The organism is Gemmobacter sp. 24YEA27 (assembly GCF_030052995.1).
In the GTDB taxonomy this organism is placed as follows: domain Bacteria; phylum Pseudomonadota; class Alphaproteobacteria; order Rhodobacterales; family Rhodobacteraceae; genus Pseudogemmobacter.
Genome location: NZ_JASJPW010000001.1, coordinates 2,543,483 through 2,563,240, shown reverse-complemented (window position 1 = coordinate 2,563,240; position 19,758 = coordinate 2,543,483). Strand labels below are relative to the sequence as shown.

General features: G+C 62.0%; 15 protein-coding genes and 2 pseudogenes. 11 read left to right on the top strand and 6 right to left on the bottom strand.

All coding sequences use genetic code 11. From position 1 onward, the window contains the following. Positions 1-318: 318 nt before the first annotated feature. From QNO18_RS12820 to QNO18_RS12795, 6 genes and pseudogenes are all read left to right on the top strand, one after another. Positions 319-1,384 (top strand): annotated as a pseudogene (locus QNO18_RS12820) (ABC transporter ATP-binding protein). Between the two features lie 3 nt (positions 1,385-1,387). Continuing rightward, positions 1,388-2,320 carry an ABC transporter permease gene (locus tag QNO18_RS12815; RefSeq protein WP_283177968.1) on the top strand — a complete coding sequence of 311 codons (933 nt, stop codon included), beginning with the start codon at positions 1,388-1,390 and terminating at the stop codon, positions 2,318-2,320. Further along, on the top strand, positions 2,313-3,116 hold the full coding sequence (locus QNO18_RS12810) for an ABC transporter permease (RefSeq protein WP_283177967.1): 804 nt from the start codon (positions 2,313-2,315) through the stop codon (positions 3,114-3,116). Before QNO18_RS12815 ends, QNO18_RS12810 begins: the two co-directional genes overlap by 8 nt. A gap of 40 nt (positions 3,117-3,156) precedes the next feature. Next, positions 3,157-4,185 carry an extracellular solute-binding protein gene (locus QNO18_RS12805; RefSeq protein ID WP_198836794.1) on the top strand — a complete coding sequence of 343 codons (1,029 nt, stop codon included), beginning with the start codon at positions 3,157-3,159 and terminating at the stop codon, positions 4,183-4,185. 72 nt (positions 4,186-4,257) lie between these two features. Next, positions 4,258-5,928, top strand: a complete 1,671-nt coding sequence (locus tag QNO18_RS12800) for an amidohydrolase (RefSeq protein WP_283177966.1) — start codon at positions 4,258-4,260, stop codon at positions 5,926-5,928. Between the two features lie 232 nt (positions 5,929-6,160). Continuing rightward, a complete protein-coding gene (locus QNO18_RS12795; RefSeq protein ID WP_283177965.1) occupies positions 6,161-6,439 on the top strand; it encodes an antifreeze protein in 279 nt (92 codons plus the stop codon). Positions 6,440-6,463: 24 nt separating this feature from the next. Here the strand turns inward: QNO18_RS12795 and QNO18_RS12790 are convergent, their stop codons facing one another. The 6 genes and pseudogenes from QNO18_RS12790 to miaA all read right to left on the bottom strand — a co-directional run bounded on the left by QNO18_RS12790 (position 6,464) and on the right by miaA (position 14,905). Next, positions 6,464-8,557: an ABC transporter ATP-binding protein gene (locus QNO18_RS12790; protein ID WP_283177964.1), complete on the bottom strand. Its 2,094-nt coding sequence runs from the start codon at positions 8,555-8,557 to the stop codon at positions 6,464-6,466. A 67-nt stretch (positions 8,558-8,624) separates the two neighbouring features. Continuing rightward, the gene (locus tag QNO18_RS12785; RefSeq protein ID WP_283177963.1) at positions 8,625-9,788 is read right to left on the bottom strand and encodes an ABC transporter permease; all 1,164 of its coding nucleotides are present in this window, start codon (positions 9,786-9,788) and stop codon (positions 8,625-8,627) included. 10 nt (positions 9,789-9,798) lie between these two features. After that, on the bottom strand, positions 9,799-10,884 hold the full coding sequence (locus QNO18_RS12780) for an ABC transporter permease (protein ID WP_283177962.1): 1,086 nt from the start codon (positions 10,882-10,884) through the stop codon (positions 9,799-9,801). 102 nt (positions 10,885-10,986) lie between these two features. Beyond that, positions 10,987-12,630, bottom strand: a complete 1,644-nt coding sequence (locus QNO18_RS12775; RefSeq protein ID WP_283177961.1) for an ABC transporter substrate-binding protein — start codon at positions 12,628-12,630, stop codon at positions 10,987-10,989. A gap of 424 nt (positions 12,631-13,054) precedes the next feature. Then, complete coding sequence (locus QNO18_RS12770) at positions 13,055-13,852, bottom strand: AraC family transcriptional regulator (RefSeq protein ID WP_283177960.1); 798 nt, start codon at positions 13,850-13,852, stop codon at positions 13,055-13,057. A 187-nt stretch (positions 13,853-14,039) separates the two neighbouring features. Beyond that, positions 14,040-14,905, bottom strand: a pseudogene (gene miaA / locus QNO18_RS12765) (tRNA (adenosine(37)-N6)-dimethylallyltransferase MiaA). 181 nt (positions 14,906-15,086) lie between these two features. On the opposite strand from miaA, the gene pyrH reads away from it, so the two are divergent. The 5 genes from pyrH to dxr all read left to right on the top strand — a co-directional run bounded on the left by pyrH (position 15,087) and on the right by dxr (position 19,744). Beyond that, on the top strand, positions 15,087-15,845 hold the full coding sequence (gene pyrH, locus QNO18_RS12760; RefSeq protein WP_092897685.1) for a UMP kinase: 759 nt from the start codon (positions 15,087-15,089) through the stop codon (positions 15,843-15,845). A 375-nt stretch (positions 15,846-16,220) separates the two neighbouring features. After that, positions 16,221-16,790 (top strand): ribosome recycling factor, encoded by a 570-nt coding sequence (gene frr / locus QNO18_RS12755; RefSeq protein WP_283177959.1) that lies wholly within the window; start codon positions 16,221-16,223, stop codon positions 16,788-16,790. Positions 16,791-16,810: 20 nt separating this feature from the next. Continuing rightward, positions 16,811-17,653 carry a polyprenyl diphosphate synthase gene (gene uppS, locus QNO18_RS12750; protein WP_283177958.1) on the top strand — a complete coding sequence of 281 codons (843 nt, stop codon included), beginning with the start codon at positions 16,811-16,813 and terminating at the stop codon, positions 17,651-17,653. Continuing rightward, entirely contained in the window at positions 17,650-18,501 is an 852-nt protein-coding gene (locus QNO18_RS12745) for a phosphatidate cytidylyltransferase (RefSeq protein WP_283177957.1), read from the top strand. The genes uppS and QNO18_RS12745 overlap by 4 nt, the downstream gene beginning before the upstream one ends. Before the next feature lie 4 nt (positions 18,502-18,505). Further along, complete coding sequence (gene dxr, locus QNO18_RS12740; protein WP_283177956.1) at positions 18,506-19,744, top strand: 1-deoxy-D-xylulose-5-phosphate reductoisomerase; 1,239 nt, start codon at positions 18,506-18,508, stop codon at positions 19,742-19,744. The last annotated feature ends 14 nt before the right edge of the window (positions 19,745-19,758 follow it).

The window sequence follows — 19,758 nt, the reverse complement described above, 5'->3', positions numbered from 1 at the left end:
CCATGATCGGGATCAAAGCCGGAGGCAGCGCTGGATTAATTTAATTAAGTATATGAAAATAAAATATTTTACTGCGAGCGCACGGATCCACTTTACCCGGGTTGTGGGGGCGGAGCCTTTCTGAGTGACCGGCTCCCCGGAAGAGATCAGTTTCGGATTGTGCTATTGCCCGATTTTCAGACAGCTCTGGTCTTTGATCATGCGGCGGAAAGATGAAATTGCAGCAGGGGCGGCGATTTCTCTTGCTCAATCGTATTGGGTACCCGCAATATGATCAAAATATAATAAGACTGAGAACCACACCACAGGGGTGATCTTTTGGCTGTTACTGCTGCCATTATGGCGAAAGATGTGACCAAGGCGTTCGGTCAGGGCGAAACCGTGGTCAGGGCGCTGGACAATGTGTCCTGCGAAATCAGAACCGGCGAATTCTTTACGCTTCTCGGGCCATCGGGCTGTGGCAAGACCACGCTTTTGCGCCTGATCGCGGGGTTTGAGATGCCAAGCGCCGGGCAGATCCTGATCGATGGCCAGGATGTGACCGGCCAGCCCCGAACAGGCGGGCGGTGAATACGGTCTTCCAGTCCTATGCTCTGTTCCCGCATCTGAGCGTGGCCGAAAATATCGGTTTTGGTCTGAAGATGAAGGGCATCGCAAAGGCCGAGGTCGACCGGACGGTCCAGGAAATGCTGGCGCTGGTCCGGCTCGAGGCAATGGCAGGGCGCAAGACCAGCCAGCTTTCGGGGGGCCAGCAGCAGCGGGTGGCGCTGGCGCGGGCACTGGCGCCGCGGCCCAAGGTTCTGCTTCTTGATGAACCGCTTTCGGCGCTTGACCTTAAGCTGCGCAAGGAGATGCAGGTCGAGCTGAAACGGCTCCAGACCGAGACCGGCATCACCTTTGTCTTCGTCACCCATGACCAGGAAGAGGCGCTGACCATGTCGGACCGCATCGCGGTCATGTCGGCGGGCAGGATCCAGCAGCTTGGCGCCCCGCGCGAGATCTACACAAATCCCCGTAACCGCTTTGTCGCCTCCTTCATCGGCGAGACGAATTTCCTGACCGCAACCGGCGTGCCAGGCGGGGCGAAGCTCGCTTCGGGTGAGGTGATTGCGGTCGATACCGGCGGCAAAGGCGGGCAGATCACGCTTGCGGTGCGGCCCGAACATGTCGAGATCACCCCGCCGGAGGCGCAGGGCGCGATCCCGGCCGAGGTGCGGGGCTCGGTCTATTTTGGCACTGATATGAATTACCAGATCGTGCTGCCCGACGGGACCGGGATCGAGGCCTGCGTACAATCGGGCGTCACCGGCGAGGCGCTGATCGGGCAGGGGCGAAGGTGGGGATCCGGTTCGCGCCGGGCTCTGTCCTCATGCTGGAGGACTGAGCGATGGCCCGGACACATGGCGCGAGCGCGGCCGAGCGCCTTCAGGCCGCAAGCTCGACCCGCAATGCCTGGGCGCTTTCGGCCCCGGCGCTGATCCTTTTGTTCTGCGCGGCGGCAGGGCCCTTGCTGATTGTGCTGATCTATTCCTTCCTCACGGCTGGCCCGACCGGCGGCGTGGTGTGGGACTTCTCGACCGAGGCCTGGGTTGGGGTTCTTTACACCCGCGACATCTTTGATGATGGCAATCTGGTGCTGGCCGATGCGCATCTGACGATCTTCTGGCGTTCGGTGAAAATCTCGATCCTGACCACGCTGATCACCTTTGTGCTTGGCTTTCCCACAGCCTGGTTCATTGCCACACGCCCGCTGAAAGAGCGCGCGCTCTGGCTGTTCCTGATCACCATTCCCTTCTGGACCAATCTGCTGATCCGCACCTTCGCGATCACCGAGATCATCCGCAATGAGGGGCTTCTGAACAAGATCCTGCTGGGGATCGGGCTGATTTCCGAGCCGCTCCGCATCATGAACACCGATACCGCCGTGCTGATCGGCATGGCCTATGTCTATCTGCCGCTGATGGTGCTGCCGCTGTTTGCGGCCATCGACCGCTTCGATATGCGGCTTTTGGAAGCGGGCTATGACCTTTACGCCTCGCGCCTTCAGGTACTGCGCCATGTCGTGCTGCCGATCGTGAAGCCTGGTATCATTGCAGGCTCGATCCTTGTCTTCATCCCCTCGCTTGGAGCCTATGTCACGCCGCGCGTGCTGGGGGGCGGCAAGAATATGATGATCGGCAATTTCATCGAGCTGCAATTCGGCCAGGGCCGGAACTGGCCGCTCGGCGCGGCGCTTTCCATGACGCTTTTGCTGATCGTGATGCTGGCGATGATCTTCTATGTCCGCGCCGCGACCAAAGGGGGCAAGAGCCATGGCTGATAAAAGCTTTGAAGTCTCGCGCCTGCCCGGTTTCGCCACTGTCGCCATCCTGGTCTTTATCGCGCTCTATCTGCCGATCTGCACGCTGGTCTTCTATTCCTTCAATGCCGGCACCACGCTTTCGGTCTGGCAGGGCTTTTCCTGGCGCTGGTATATCGAGGCCTGGGAGAATGATGTCGTACAGGCCGCCGCGCTGCGCTCGCTGCAGATTGCGGTTTCGGCCAGTTTCATCGCGACGGTCGTGGCGACCATGGCCGCCCTCGCAACCACCAGGCGCCGCGCGTTTCGTGGCCAGACGGCGATCTATGCCTTTATCAACCAGCCGCTGATGGTGCCCGAGATCGTGACCGCAGTGGCGCTTTTGATCGTCTTCGGGGTGATCAAGGCCTGGACCGGCTATCAGGGCCTCTGGTATCTGATCCTCGCGCATTCGGCCTTTTGTGTGCCCTTTGCCTATCTGCCGATCCGGGCAAGGCTGGAAGGGATGGATCTCTCGCTGGAATCGGCGGCGGCGGATCTTTACGCCAATCCCTGGCAGACCTTCCGCTTTGTCACGCTGCCGCTTCTGTCCCCCGGGATCGCCGCCGGCGCGATGCTTGCCTTCGTCATCAGCCTCGATGATGTGGTGATTACCGAGTTTGTGAAATCCGCAGGCCAGGATACGCTGCCGACCTATATGCTCGGCCAGCTGCGCCGGACGCTGACGCCCGAGGTCAATGCGATCTCGACCGGGCTTCTGGTGCTGACGGTGCTGCTGCTGGTCGGGTTCTCACTTATCAACCGCAAGAAAAACTGAACCGAATGGTTCTTGTCCAAAGTTTCACAGGGAGACGGATATGAAGAAATTCCTCAGCACGGTGGCCATTCTCTGCGCCACTGCCGCCATGGCCAGCGCCGATGACAAAGTGCTGCAGCTTTACAACTGGGGCGATTATACCAGTGCCGAGCTGCTGCGGAAGTTCGAGGCAGAGACCGGCATCAAGGTTATCGTCACCGATTACGATTCAAACGACACCGCCCTGGCAAAGATCCGCGCCGGCGGCCATGGCTTCGACATGGTGGTGCCTTCGGCCAATTACGTGCCGATTTTCGTCGAAGAGGGGCTGGTGGCGGAGCTTGACCATTCGAAACTGCCCAATATCGGCAATATCGCCCCGGAATGGCGCGATGTGTCCTGGGATCCGGGCCGCGCCCATACCATTCCCTGGCAGTGGGGATCGACCGGGATCATGGTCAACAAATCGGTCTATAGCGGCGACATCAACACTTCGGCGATCTGGCTGGACGTGCCGGATGAGCTGAAGGGCAAGATCAATGTGACGCCGGAGATGAACGATATCGTCTATATGGCGGTGTGGTATGTCGGCGGCGAGCCCTGCACCGAAGACACCGAAGTGCTGAAAAAGGCCCGTGACGCGCTGATCGCAGCCAAGCCCGACTGGATTTCGATGGATTATGGCGCCACCGAGAAGATGTCGAGCAATGACTGGGCGGCGACCGTTTACTGGAACGGGGCGGCCCTGCGCTCGCGCATCAATAACCCCGATGTGCATTTCGGTTACCCGAAAGAAGGCTATCCGCTGTTCATGGATTCGGTGGCGATCCTCTCGGATGCCAAAAACCCAGAAGGTGCGTATAAATTCCTGAACTTCATCATGGAGCCGGAAAACGCCGCGCTGATCTCGACCCATGCCAAATATGCCAATGGCATCACCGGCTCTGAGCCATTCATGCCCGAAGAGATGAAGGGCGCCCCGGAGATTGAGATCCCGGAAGCCTCGAAAGCCGCCGGTCACTTCCTGCAACGCTGCCCGCCCAAGGCGCAGGAATATATGACCGCGATCTGGACTGAGCTGATGAAATAAGCGGCAGCGCCGCTTTGTAAAATCCAGGGCGGCCCGCTTCGGGCCGCCTTTCTGCCGAATGGAGCCTGAGATATGCCCGCCGACCTGATTTTCATCAATGCCAAGGCCCTGACCATGGATCCCGACATGCCCCGGGCCGAGGCCGTGGCGATTGCCGCGGGGCGCATCCTCGCCGTGGGCTCCAATGCCGATATCACCGCGCTGAAGGGGGCGGCCACGAAAGTGGTGGATGCGGGCGGGCGGATGCTCCTGCCGGGCTTTGTTGAAAGCCATCTGCATCTGGGGCTTGGCGGATCCGAGCTGAGCGATCTGCAACTGACTCATGTGCATGGCATTGACCAGCTGCGCGAGGCCTTTCTTGGCTATGCGGCGGCCAATCCGGATCTGCCCTTCCTCATGGCGCAGGGCGCCGATTATGGCCTTATTGAAGGCGGAGCCAACCGCCATATCCTCGACAGTATCATCGCCGATCGCCCGATCGCGATGACCTCGCATGACCATCACACGATCTGGGCCAATACCCTTGCGCTGGAGCTTTCCGGCACGCTGAACGGGCTGGAATGCTCGCCCGGCCATGAGGTGGTGATGGGGGCGGACGGGCTCGCCACCGGCGAGCTTCTGGAATTCGAAGCCTTTGGCCGGGTGGTTGATCTGGCCGGACGCGGGCGGCTTAATCTGGGCATCGCGACCGGGGGCGAGCCGGTCAATCCGAGCCAGGCCGAGCGCGATCTGGACAAGGATATGTTCGAGCGCGGCCAGATCCATTGCGCGCAATATGGCATCACCTCGATGGTGATGATGGATGGCAACCGCTACACGCTGGAATGCCTGCGCGAATTGCAGGAAGAAGGCCGGCTGCTGGCGCGGGTCAAAGTGCCCTTCCATTACAAACCCAGTATGGACCATTCCGAGCTGGACCGCGCCGTCGAGATGACCGAGAGCTTCAATGATGAATGGCTCAGCTCGGGCTTTGTGAAAATGTTCATGGATGGTGTCCTCGACAGCTATACCGCCTTTATGCTGAACGATTATCCGACAAAGCCCGGCCATAAATCGGTCGCGCTTTTCCCGCCGGATCAGTTCAACCCGCTGGCCGCCGAGATCGACCGCCGCGGCCTGCAGATCGCGGTTCATGCCATCGGTGACGGGGCCGTGCGGACCACGATTGATGGCTATGAAACCGCGCAGATCCAGAATGGCAAACGCGACTCGCGTCACCGGATCGAACATATCGAACTGATCGACCGCGCCGATGTACCGCGTGTCGGTGCGCTTGGGATTGTTGCGAGCCTGCAGCCCTCGCATCCGCCGGGCGCGATGGATTTCGGGATGGAGCCGACGCTGACCAATATCGGGCAAGCGCGCTGGCCGGATGCCTATCTGCACAAGACGCTGGCCGATCATGGCGCGCCCGTTGCCTATGCCTCGGACTGGGCGGTGACCGATGTGGCGGTGCTGCGTTCGGTCCAGGCGGCGGTGACGCGGCTGCCATACAGCGATGCCTGCACCGATGAGCGCCTGAGCCTTGAGGAAAGCCTTTACGCCTATACGGCGGGCGGCGCCTGGGCGGCGCATACAGATCATATCACCGGTCGGCTGAAACCCGGCCTTGCGGCGGATCTGGTGCTCTTGCAGGAAGATCTGGAACAGGTCGCACCCGATCAGATCGGAAAAGTCCAGGTCGCGCTGACCATTTGCGGCGGGCGGGTGACCTATGCGGCTGATGGCCAGAGCATCGGATAAGGTCATCTGATCGCAGGGCCAAAAGACGGTGACGTTACGGCACCTGAAGCAAAACTGAGACAATCGCCGGCGGGGCTTGCCTGAATCCCGCCGGCGTTGTCATTTGTTAACTTGCCTGTGGAAATCTTTCGCCTAAGTTGCCCCTCTTCGAGAAGACAGTTCATCTCCGCCCGGCGGGCGCGTCAAAGGTCTCAGTCATGTTTCCATTCCTGCCCCCAGCGCGGCCCAGCTCATGCGCCTTGGCCTGCGATCTTCGGTCATGATGGCCGAGGCACAGGCGGTGATCGCGATGCGAATGGCCGGGATGATGGGGATGTGGCCGGTTTCACCGGGCGAGAATGCGCGGATGGTGTCGGAAAAGATCGCAGCCCTGCAAGAAGCGCAGATCGCGGTGATGAAGGCCGCGATGAAGGGGGCCTCGCCCGCGACGATGGCCGAGGCCGCTTTGCGCCCGGTGCGCCGCCGCACAAAAGCCAATGCCGAACGGCTGGCGCGGGACGTCACCCGTTAAGCCACCCGTTAAGCCACTGGCGGATCACTGGGCCGCGATGCGGATCACCGGCTCCATCGCGGCAAATTGCGCCGGCGAAAGGTGGCATTTGATCTGATGCCCGCCGGCCAGCTGAACAACCGGCGGCATCACGCGATCACAGAGCCCGCCCCCGACCTGGGATTTCCAGCGGCAGCGCGTCTGGAACGGACAGCCCGGCGGCGGGTTCATCGCAGAGGGGATCTCGCCGTCCAGCACGATATGTTTGCGCGTCACCGTCGGATCGGCGATCGGGACTGCGGATAAAAGCGCCTCGGTATAGGGGTGATAGGGCGGGGCAAAAACCTGTTCAGTCGTGCCCATCTCGACCACATGCCCAAGATACATCACCATCACCCGGTCGCTGAGATAGCGCACGATGGAAAGATCATGGCTGATGAACAAAAGCGTCGTGCCATTCTCGCGCTGGATATCCATCAGCAGATCGGTGACCGCCGCCTGGACCGAGACATCCAGCGCCGAGACCGGCTCATCCGCGACCACCACTTTCGCGCCACCCGCGAAGGCGCGCGCAATGCCGACGCGCTGTTTTTGTCCGCCCGACAGCTGGCGCGGCATCCGTTCGGCAAAGGCGCGCGGCAGTTTCACAAGGTCAAGAAGCTCGAGCATCCGGGCCTGACGCGCGGCGTCACTGTCGCCGTAGCGGAAGACCTCCAGCGCGCGGATGATCTGGCGCCCGACCGTCATCGAGGGGTTCAGCGTGTCGAACGGGTTCTGGAACACCATCTGCAACTTTGACACCGTATCCGCGCCGCGTTTCTGGATCGGCGTGGATTGCACGTTTTCATCAAACAGCATGATCTTGCCCGAAGTTGCGGTCTCCAGCCCCATCAGAACCCTGGCGAAGGTGGATTTGCCGCAACCCGATTCCCCAACGATTGCAAGGGTCTCGCCTTTCCGGGCCTCGAAGCTCAGCGTCTCATTGGCCTTGACGACTTTGGTCAGGCCGCCGCCGAAGGCCCCCGAGGAAACCTGGTAATATTTCCTCAGATCATCCATTTTCAGAACGATCTCGCCCGGCGGCAGTTTTTCGCGGGCTTTGGCCGCCCTGGGCGGCGCGTGCCAGTCGATTTCCTGCCATTTCAGGCAACGCGTCGCGTGGCGCTCGCCGCCGGGAACCGGCGCCATCGCGATGTCGCCGGCATTGCAGCGCCCGGCTTCGAAATACACGCAGCGCGGGCCGAAATTGCAGCCCTGGGGGCGTTCATGCGGCAACGGAAAATTCCCGGGGATCGAGATCAGCGGGCGGGCGTTTTTGTCTGCGCCGGGCAACGGGATCGCCCGGAAGAGAGCCTGGGTATAGGGATGGCGCATTTCGGTGAAGACCTCGGTGACATTGCCGGTCTCGACCGCCTCGCCGGAATACATCACGCAAAGCCGGTCGCAGACATCGAGGATCAGGCCGAGATTATGCGAGATGAACAGCATCGAAGTGCCGTATTTCTCGCCCAGTTCCTTTACCAGGGCGACAATGCCGGCCTCGACGGTGACATCAAGCGCAGTGGTCGGTTCATCGAGGATCAGGAGCGCGGGTTTCGCCATCAGCGCCATGGCGATGACGATGCGCTGCTGCTGGCCGCCCGAAAGCTGATGCGGATAGGAATTCAGCATCCGGTCCGGATCGGGCAGCCTTACATCGGCAACGATCTGACGGGCAAGCGCCCAGGCTTCAGATCGCGACATGCCACGATGGATCATCGGGACTTCGGCAAGTTGTGCGCCGATCTTCATCGCGGGGTTGAGCGAGGCCATTGGCTCCTGGTAGATCATTGCGATCTCAGAGCCACGTATGCGGCGCAATTGCTCCTCGCCCATGGTGGTGAGGTCCTGGCCCTTGAAAAGGATGCGCCCGGCGGTGATTTTGCCGTTCTTCCCGAGATCGCGCATCACAGCCAGCGCGACGGTGGATTTGCCGCAACCAGATTCGCCGACGAGGCCCATGGATTCGCCCGCCATCACCTTGCAGGAGAAATCCATCACCGCCGGGATCTGTCGGAGCCGGGTGAAGAAGGTGATCGAGAGGTTTTCGATCTCGAGAATTGGCTGTGTGGGATCCCAGGTGCTCGGCTTCGAGGTCATATGGGTTTCCTTTGGCTGGTGGCCGGGGCGCTGCCCCGGACCCCGGGATATTTAAGGACAGATGAAATCAGTCTTTCAGGCTTTCTTCGCGAAGGCCGTCGGCGAGGAGGTTGAGGCCGAGGACGAGGCTCATCAGGGCAATGGCGGGGACGAGGGCGGCATGGGGGAAGATCGCGAGGAGGCGGCGGCCATCGTCGATGGTGGAGCCCCAGTCGGGGCTTTCGGGCGAGACGCCGAGGCCGAAGAAGCCGAGCGTGCCGAGGAGGATGGTGGTATAGCCGATCCGGAGGCAGAAATCGACAATCAGGGGGCCGCGCGCATTGGGGAGGATTTCCCACAGCATGATATACCAGGGGCCCTCGCCGCGGGTCTGGCCGGCGGCGACATAGTCGCGGGCTTTGATGTCCATGGTGAGACCACGGACGATGCGAAAGACACCGGGCGAGTTTACGAAAACCACCGAGACAAAGACATTGAGCATATTGGGGCTCATCGAGAAGAGGCCGGTCGGGTCTTTGTTGAAGGCGAGCCCCGCCCAGGCCCAGAGCCCGATGATCAGCGTCAGGCCGACATAGAGGTTGCGGCGCGCAGGCAGAATATGGAAGCGCGAATTGAAGAGGATGGTGAAAAAGATCACCGGGAAGAGAAAGAGCGCTGCGGCAAAATAAATCGGGATGCCGGTCTCGATGATCTCGGGCGTGACCAGCAGGTAGAAGAGCAGGATCACCGGGAAAGCCAGCACGAGATTGGCGATGAAGGAGAGGAATGTGTCGAACTTGCCCGCAAAATAGCCGGCGGGCAGGCCCAGTGTGATCCCGACCATGAAGGCAAAGACCGTGGCGGCGGGGGCAATCTTCAGCACCTCGCGCGCGCCCATCACCATGCGCGAAAACACGTCACGGGCAAGGTTGTCGCCGCCGAGCAGATACCAAGGATAGACCCCTTCGGCCGCGTTGGCCAGCGCCGTGCCGGGGAGCTTGTTTTTCATCCCAGAGAGTTGCACGAGCGGATCATGCGTGATGATCAGATCGGCAAAAAGCGCGGTGAAGATCCAGAACATCACCACGGCAAAGCCAATCATGCCCACGGTGGAATCGAAGAGCTTGCCGTAAAGGCCGAGGCGGCGGCGGTACCGGATCGACAGGATGAATGTGGCGATCAGGGCGATCCAGACCGGGGCGAATGCCAGGGCGGATTTCAGGGCGATCTGGAGCCAGGAGAGGTCTTGCATCTGTCTCTCCTCAACTCAGCCGGATGCGGGGGTTGAGGAAGACATAACCGATGTCCGAGATCAGCTGCGTGATAAGCACCAGGACCACCGCGACAACGGAACAGCCCAGCAGAAGCGGGATGTCGTTATTCCCCGCCGCCTGCACCAGCGTCCAGCCGAAGCCTTTGTAATTGAACAGGGTTTCGACAATCACCACGCCGTTCAACAGCCAGGGGAATTGCAGCATGATCACAGTGAACGGCGCGATCAGGGCGTTTCTCAGCGCGTGTTTCATCACCACCTGGGCAAAGCTGACGCCCTTCAGCCGCGCGGTGCGGATATATTGCTGGCTCATCACCTCGGTCATCGAGGCGCGGGTCATGCGGGCGATATAGCCGATGCCGTAAAGCGCGATGGTCATCACCGGCAGGGCGAAATTCCAGAACGTGATCCTGTCCATGGCGCTGGTGGCGGTGCCCTGGAAGAGGGTCTTGCCCTCGATCCAGCCCATTTCCGCCAGCACGGGCGAGATGCCGACCGTGGCCGAGGCAAAGACCACGATGAAGATCACGCCCGAAACATATTCCGGCGTCGCCGTGGTCACGATGGCAAAGCCCGAGAGGATGCGGTCGGTCCAGGAGCCTTCGCGCATCCCCGAGAGCACGCCAAGGGTCAGCGCGGTTGGCACCATCACAATCATCACCCAGAGCATCAGCCAGGAGGTCATCGACAGCGCGCGTCTGATCACATCGGTCACCGGCTGTTTGAACACGGTGGAAAAGCCCCATTGACCCTGGAGAATGCCGCAGCGGGCGGGGATATCATCAGGGGTCGTCACCGTCCCGGTGATGCAGCGGCCGGTGAAGCGGCCCTCTTCTTCGCGTGTCCAGCCCGGCACAACACCCAGCCATTGCCCATAGCGATGCAGCGTCGGGGTGCCATAGCCGTTGCGGTCGAGCCAGCTTGCGACTTCGGCATCGCTCATCCGCACCGAAGCCTCGGATTTCGCGAGCTTTTCCAGGTTGGGCGGCAGATTGGTCAGCCAAAAGACAATGAAGGTCAGCGCAAGGACAGTCAGGAACATCACGCCGGTACGGCGCAGGACAAAGGCGAACATGGCTTCTCCTCTTCCGGGTCAGGGAAGGCGGCGGCTTGTTGGCTGGGGGCCCGGGGGGCGGGGCGGAAACGGGGCAGGGCGGTGCCTGCCCCGGGAACCGCATCAGGCGGCGATCCACCATTTGTAATGATGGTGTTCAAAGGTTGCGTGGATGCCGCAATCCTTCACCTTCGGATCAGTATGACGATAGAGCGAGCGCCAGTAGGATTGCACGAGCACACCCTGCTCCTGCATGATTTCCTCGACCCGTTTCATGACCTTGCTGCGCTCGGTCGCATCATTAATCGCCAGCGCCTTGCCCAGTTCAGCATCGAATTCTGCGTTTGAGAAGGCGGATTCGTTCCAGGCCTCGCCAGAGCGATAGGCGACTGACAGAACCTGGACACCAAGCGGACGCATATTCCACTCGGTGGCCGAAAAGGGGTATTTGGTCCAGTCATTCCAGAAGGTCGAACCCGGCAACACCGTCCGTTTGATTTTGAGACCGGCATCGCGGATCTGGGCCGCAATGGCGTCGCAGGTCGCAGCCTGCCAGGCATCATCAAGCGAAATCAGCTCGAATTCGAAATCACCATAGCCGGCCTCGGTGACCAGAGCCTTGCCGGCGACCGGATCGGTGATCACTGGCGGCAATTCGTAATATTCCGGGTGGATCGGGCAGACATGGTGATTTTCCGCGACGGTCCCGAGGCCGGAATAACCCAGCTCCAGCACCACGGCATTGTCGACGCATTTGATCAGGCCGGTGCGGGTTCTGACATCCTTATATTCCTCGGCCAGTTGGTTGAACCGGACCGCCAGCGTCGCAGAGGTCACCGCTTCGGATTTATCCCAGCCCATCGCGTCGAGCACTTCGATGAATTCGCCAACCGACTGATATGTGGCATCAATTTCGCCGGATCCTGCCGCCGCAACCTCGGCCGCCGGGTCGGTGCCAAGATCGTAATATTCGATCCGGTCGAGATAGGGCCCGCCGTAAACCTCGGTGCCCCACCAGGGCTGATCCGATTTCACCAGCGAGGCACGCACGCCGGTTTCAAAATTATCATATTTGAACGGGCCGGTGCCCGGCGTCTGGGTCGGATCACCATTCTCATAGCTTTTATGAACGACCATGCCGGGATAATCGGCCAGAGCCGCGATCAGGGCGATATCGGGGGCGCTCAGCACCAGTTTCACGGTCGAGCCATCAACCACGGTGACTGCACCATCGCGCATCTTGCCGCCCTCGCTGCCGTCCCGCAGACCGACACAGCGCGCCGCCATCGAATTGCCTTCGACCGAGCCATCGCACCAGCGCGCAAAATTATGCGCGACGTCCTCGGCGGTGAAATCGTCACCATTCGACCATTTTACGCCCTGACGCACCTTCAGCGTGTATTCGGTCGCGTCGTCATTGGCCTGCCAGCTTTCCAGCAACATGCCGCGGATCGAGCCGTCATTGTTGTATTCGACCAGATATTCCAGCCAGCCGCGCATGAAATTGGCGATCTGGCTCCAGTCAGAGGTGCGCGGGTCTTTCAGCGCTTTCAGCTCCATCGACATCCTGAGCGTGCCGCCGGGCGTCGGGGCGCCTTCGGCATAGGCCGGGGCTTCCAGCCCCAGGAGCCCCCAGGCGACCGGTGCCGCCACGCCAAGCGCGGTGGTGCGGGTCAGGAATTCGCGGCGGCTGAGCTGGCCCGCACGATGCTCTTCGGCATACATGGTTGCGGCGGGGTGCAGACGGGTATCGGTATTCCGGGTCATTCATCATCTCCCTGTCAGGCTCGGGCGCGAGGCAGAAAGCGTCGCGCAAACGAGGTCCGGGACGTGCCGTTCTCTCCCGGCTGCAGTACCCTGCCGGCGCCTGTCCGGGCTGATGCCGGAACGGCCGGAGCTGTCTGGCCACGCAGGAACCGCGCCGCGAAACAGGCTGTTGGGGTCTGCGGTGCGGGCCGGATTTTTTCCGCCGGCTTCATTCCCTGGTCCGTCCATTGCGCATGTTTTCCGCTTTCGCGTCAATGCTTTTGACAGACCATTCTCAGGGCTTTTGCGATATCGAGGTCATGGAATTGCGCCAGACGCATTGCAGGTTCAGCAGCTGGCGCATGGCAGTTGCCGGCCACACGGGACGCCCGGCACGGTGCGCCGGCTGACCGCGCCGGCGCCCAGTCGGTCCGTTGTCGCAGGCTCAGCCGGTGCGGCGGAATGCCGTCGGCGATTTGCCGGTCATATGGTGGAAGGCGCGGGTGAAATAGGCCGGCGAGGCAAAGCCAAGGCTGGCTGCGATATGACCCACCGGGATCTTCGTCTCGCTCAACAGGCGCTGAGCCTCGAAGATACGGCGGTCCTGCAACAGAACTGAGGCCGGTTTGCCGCAGGACTGTTTGCAGCAGCGCGACAGATGGGTGGGCGTGACATTCAGCTTTGCCGCGAAATCCGAGACGCCAAGACCCGAGCGATACTCCTTTTCCAGAAGACTGGAATAGCGCGCCGCCAGCCGGCGGCTGGCATCGGGGCGGGTGGCTTCCGGCTCGGCCCGGGCGGCCTGGCGCTCCAGCCAGACCCCGAGCAGCCCCAGATAATGCCCGGTGGCCCGATCATGGGCCGGCACATCCGAGCTCATCTCGCGCGTAATCGAATCAAGCAAGACGTTGATTTCCTGCTGCGCATGGACCTCGCGGATCCGCAGATGCTGCGGTGATGCGGGCAAAGGCAGCCCGCAATTGCGCCCGAAAAACACCGCCGTGCCGAAAACCGAAGGGCCGGCATCAAAGCCATGCATAACGCCCGGCGGAATGAAAACCACATTATGTGCGGTATAGCCGCGCGTCTGCCCCTGGACCGTGATACGGCCCTGTCCCTTGGTGAACCACAAAAGGCAGGATTCAGACAGCGAGCGCATCGCTTCGACACGCCAGCGGCCGGCGGCGGCGAGACGTGGAATGGCGAGGACCCGGAGGTTTGAAATCGCGGTAAAGTCTTGCATTGTCTTCTTATCTTTTCTGCCGATGGGCGAAAGGTAAGCGGCAAGTCTGCAAAAATGAAACCAAAAAAATGACATTTCAGTCAAGTTATCCACAGCCCTCACGGAAAGCTGTGGGTAAATATGTGGACGTTTTGCAAGCCGCTGGCAAGCCACGCCAGCCGCGACATTGGAAGGGGCAGGGCGCGCCTCAGGGCAGCGCCAGCCTCTGCCAGTCGCGCATCCGGCTGCGAAACCAGGTCCGCTGGCGTTTCGCATATTGATGGCTGGCGATTTTTGCCGCAGTGATCGCTTCGGCAAGGCTCGCCTCGCCACGCAGATAAGCAACAAGCTCCGGCGCCCCGATCGCTTTGGCCCAGGGGCGCGCGGCGTCCCAGTGCGGCAGCGCGGCGCGCGCCTCTTCCAGCGCCCCGTTCCCGATCATCTGATCAAAACGCCGGTCGATGCGGTGGTTCAGCCAGTCAGTCCCGGGCTGCATCACAAGGGCCTCGCTACGCGCGCGCGGCAAAAGTGCCGGGCCCGTCTGCGCCTGCCAGAAGGCCAGCCCGCGCCCGGTGGCCCGCAAAACCTCCCAGGCGCGCTGCACGCGGGCGGGGTTGCGCAGGTCGATCCGCGCGGCGGTCTCGGGGTCGAGCCCCGCCAGCATCGCGGGATATTCCTCCAGCCGCAGCCGGTCCGCCTCGGCCCGCATCGCGGGCGGCACCGGCGGCATCTCTGCCAGACCTTCCGTCAGCGCCATGAAATATAGCCCGGTCCCCCGACGATCACCACCGGGCGCGCCAGCAAAGCCGTGACCTCGCGCAGCCAGTGGCCGACCGAATATTCCGCATCGCGCCCGATATGGCCGTAAAGCAGATGCGGCGCCGCCGCCACCTCGGCCCGAGAGGGCCGCGCCGACAGGACCCGCCAGCAGTCATAGACCTGAAGCGCATCGGCATTCACCACCGCCCGCCCGTCCCGCGCCGCCAGTTCCAGCGCCAGCGCCGATTTTCCGCTCGCCGTCGGTCCGGCGATCAGCACAGGCAGCTCCCTTGAAATTGCAGAGAGATCCGGCATTGAATGTCCTCTTGATCCAAATATTCCGGGTCAATCCCGACGTTGCCGGGATGGGGGCCGCGCGCCCTTTCGCGCTCTCTTTCGCGCCTGTGCGGATCCGCCGCAACCCCGGTTGATCCCGGCCCGATTTTCGACCATTTTGCGCGCAACTTCAAAATCAGAACAAGACCAGGGGATTCCCATGTCCAGCGCAAGCACAAAGCCAGGGCCAGTCACGGCCTCGGCGGTGAAATATTCCCGCGTGATGCTCAAAATCTCGGGGGAGGCGCTGATGGGCGACCAGGGCTTCGGCCTCAATCCGCCCACGGTTGCGCGCATCGCCCAGGAAGTCAAAGCGGTGCAGGAGCTTGGAGTCGAGATCTGCATGGTGATCGGCGGCGGCAATATCTTCCGCGGCCTCGCCGGTTCGGCGCAGGGGATGGAACGCACAACCGCCGATTACATGGGCATGCTTGCCACAGTGATGAACGCGCTCGCGATGCAATCGGCGCTGGAACAGATCGGCGTCTTCACCCGGGTGATTTCAGCCATCCCGATGGATCAGGTCTGCGAGCCCTATATCCGTCGCCGTGCCGTCCGCCACCTCGAGAAAAAACGCGTCTGCATCTTCGCCGCCGGCACCGGCAACCCCTATTTCACCACCGACACCGCTGCGACTTTGCGGGCCAATGAAATGGGCTGCGAGGCGGTGTTCAAAGGCACCAAAGTGGATGGCGTCTATGACAAAGACCCGAAAAAACACGAGGATGCCAAGCGCTACGAGACCGTTTCTTACGACGAGGCGCTGGAAAAACATCTCGGCGTGATGGATGCAACCGCCATCGCGCTTGCCCGCGACAATGATCTGCCGATCATCGTCTTCTCGCTTGACGAGCCGGGCGGCTTCCGTACCATCCTCGCCGGCGAGGGCACCTATACGCTGGTGAATGCAAAGGGCTGAGATATCTCGGTCTTCGTGTAAATTTACCCGGGGCGGTCCCTATATTTCGACGTGAATGTCAGGGGCCGCCCGTTTCCTGGCCGGTTATTCAGCCGGGTCCGGGCCTTCAGACGCATTGTTTCAGCGCCACCGTGACCGACGCTCTGCCTGTCGGCTGGCTGTGCTGGCGCATCAGGCCGGGACAGGCCGCAGCGCATCAGGACAGAGGGCGCAGAGAAACCGCCCGCGCCATAGCGGTGCAGAGGGAATTTCCGCGCAGGTCCCGGTCACGGGCGGCATTCCATGCCACAAGCTTCTATACCCCGGGTCATCTTTGTCCTATAGGAAACCAGATTTCCCCGCATCTCTCGCGGGCCAGCCTGAGGAATATGCCAGATGTCGAACGAAGAGTTCATGCTCGACACCGATGATCTCATTCGCCGCATGGAAGGGGCGATCGCCTCTCTGCGGGTCGAATTTGCCAGCCTGCGCACCGGCCGTGCCTCCGGCGCGATGCTGGAGCCGGTCATGGTGGATGCTTACGGCCAGATGACGCCGATCAACCAGCTTGGCACCGTCAACGTCCCCGAGCCGCGCATGGTCACGATCAACGTCTGGGACAAGGGCATGATCAACAAGGTGGAAAAGGCGATCCGCGAATCCGGTCTGGGCATCAATCCCCAGACCAACGGCCCGATCATCATGCTGCCGATCCCCGAGCTGAACGAGGAACGCCGCCGCGAACTGACGAAAGTCGCCGGCTCCTATGCCGAACATGCCAAGGTTGCGATCCGCAACCTGCGCCGTGACGGTATGGATCAGATCAAGAAAGCCAAGACGAAGAACTCGCTCTCGGAAGACGACCAGAAGTTCTGGGAAGACGAGGTCCAGGAGCTGACCGACAAGCATATCAAGCTGATCGACCAGACGCTTGAGACCAAACAGGCGGAGATCATGCAGGTCTGATCCTTCGGGAGGAGCCGCGCATGGTCGCCGCTAAAACCCCCGATGCTGCAGGGCCCCGCATTTCGGGGTCTGGCATTTCCGGATCTGGCATTTCCGGATCTGGCACCGCCATATCTGGCCCCGATGCAGCCGCGCAGGCGCATCTGGCGCAGGCAGGTGCAGGGGCGGCGCGCCATGTTGCGATCATCATGGACGGCAATGGCCGCTGGGCGACGAATCGCGGCTGGCCGCGACTGGTCGGGCATCGCCGGGGCGCGGAACGGGTGCGTGAAATCGTTCGCGCCGCGCCGGATATGGGGCTGCGCTGGCTGACGCTTTACGCATTCTCGACGGAGAACTGGAAACGATCGACCGAGGAAGTCCTTGGTCTGATGGGGATCTTCGCGCATTTCATCCAGCGCGAGGCGGCAGCCCTTGCGCGCGAAGGCGTGCGGTTGCGCTTTATCGGCGACCGCTCGCGTCTGGCGCCAAAGCTGCAGCGTCTCATGGCGGGGATCGAGGCCAAGACCGCGCATCTCACGCGACTGAACCTGATCGTTGCGATCAATTACGGCGGTCGTGACGAGATCCTGCGCGCCGCGCGCCGGATCGCGACCGAGGCGGCCGAGGGGCGGTTCAACCCCGCCGACCTGACCGATGCCGCGTTTTCTCATGCGCTGGACACCGGCGATGTGCCCGATCCGGATCTGGTGATCCGCACCTCGGGCGAGACCCGCACCTCGAATTTTCTCGTCTGGCAGGCGGCCTATTCGGAATATGAATTCACCGAAACGCTCTGGCCCGATTTCACGCCGGACGAACTGGCCTCGATTCTTTCGCGTTTCGGCAATCGGGAGCGCCGGTTCGGCGGAGCAAAACCATGACCTCAAAATCCGCAGGCGAAAAACCGGCAAGATGGGGGGATCTGGCGCCGCGTATCCTTTCGGCCATTGTCATGCTGGCGGTCGGAGGGTTAGCGATCTGGCTTGGCGGGATCTGGTTTCTCGCGCTTGCGGTGATCTCTTCGGCGCTGATGATGTGGGAGCTGGCGCGGATGACGCGCGGGCAGGGGTTTGATGCCTCGATCCTGCTTGGGGCCCTCACGGCTGTGGTTCTGGTCATGGGGATCACGCTGCCCTGGGCGTTGCCATTTCTTTTGCTGCCCTCGCTGATCGGGGTGCTGACGCCGCGCCGCGATATTCTGGCCTTCGGCCCCTATGCGCTGGTGATCGTGATGACGGCGATGGCGCTAATCATCCTGCGCAGCGACACGCATGGCGTGGTGGCGATCGCCTGGCTCCTGTCGGTGGTGGTCGCTTCGGATGTGCTGGGCTATTTCGCGGGGCGCATCCTCGGCGGGCCGAAATTCTGGCCGAAGATCAGCCCGAAAAAGACCTGGTCCGGCACGGTGGCGGGCTGGATCGGGGCGGCGCTGGTGGGCTTTGGCTTCTGGCATTATGCGGGCTTTGGCGCGGCTGTTCTGTGGGTCTCGCCTCTGATCGCTTTCGCGGGGCAGCTGGGCGATATCGCGGAATCGGCGATCAAACGGCGGGCAGGGGTCAAGGATGCCTCGAACCTGATCCCGGGCCATGGCGGATTGCTGGACCGGTTCGATGCGCTGGCTTTTGCCTCGGTTCTGGCGGTGATCCTCAATCTCGGGCTGCATTTCCTGCCGACGCCCGGCGATGTTGCGACGATGGCGGACAGCCTGCCGCTTGACGTGACGGAGTAAGGTCTTGCGCAAAATATCCATCCTTGGCGCGACCGGATCGGTCGGCACCCAGACCATTGACCTTGTGACCCGTGCGGGCGAGGGCACATTCTCCGTCACCGCGCTGACTGGCGGGCGCAATATCGCGCTCCTGGCCGAACAGGCGCGGGCGCTCAGGCCTGAAATCGTGGTGACATCTGAACCCGGGCTGCTGCGGGATCTGCGCGAGGCACTTGCCGGCAGCGGGATCGCGACCGCCGCCGGGCCGGAGGCGATCCGCGAGGCCGCTGCGCGCCCTGTCAGCCTGACGGTGAATGCGATCATCGGGGCGGCGGGGCTGGTTCCGGGCCTTACCGCGCTTGAGGCCGGTGCCACGCTGGCACTTGCGAATAAGGAAAGCCTGGTCGCCGCCGGACCGCTGATGATGCGGCGGATGCGCGCGACCGGCGGGCATATCCTGCCGGTCGACAGCGAACATTCGGCGATTTTTCAGGCCCTTGCCGGGGAAAAGACCGACACGATTGACCGCATCATCCTGACCGCCTCGGGGGGAGCTTTGCGTGACTGGCCGCTGGCGCGGCTGGAGAGCGCGACCGTGGCCGAGGCGCTGGCGCATCCCAACTGGTCGATGGGGCAGCGGATCACCATCGATTCCGCTTCGATGTTCAACAAGGCGCTTGAGGTGATCGAGGCGCGCGAGCTCTTCGGCGTCCGGCCCGATCAGATCGAGGTGATCATCCACCGCGAAAGCATCATCCATTCGATGGTCGGCTTTCAGGACGGCGCGGTTATGGCGCATCTGGGCGTGCCGGATATGCGCCACCCGATCGGCTATGCGCTGAACTGGCCCGCGCGTGCGGCGCTCCCGGTGGCGCGGCTTGACCTTGCGAAACTGGCGAGGCTGAGTTTCGAGGCGCCCGACGAGATCCGCTTTCCGGCCCTGCGGCTGGCGCGCGAGGTGATGGAGACCCGCGGCCTTGCCGGGGCCGCCTTCAATGCCGCAAAAGAGATCGCGCTGGATCTTTTCCTCGCGGGTAAGATCGGGTTCATGGATATGGCGCGGCTGGTCGAGGCGACTTTGACCAGGCTTTCGTCAGATTCCGGCCTTCACAAAGACGCAGGCTCTCTTGAGGATGTGCTCGCGATGGACCATCTCGCAAGGATCCGCGCGGCAGAGATCGCCGCTGCCCCGCGCGCGCGGTCTGAAATACGCGGTCTGACGAAAAAGCAGACAAACAGACTAAAAGCAGACGAACAGGCATAAGGAACGGCTGATTT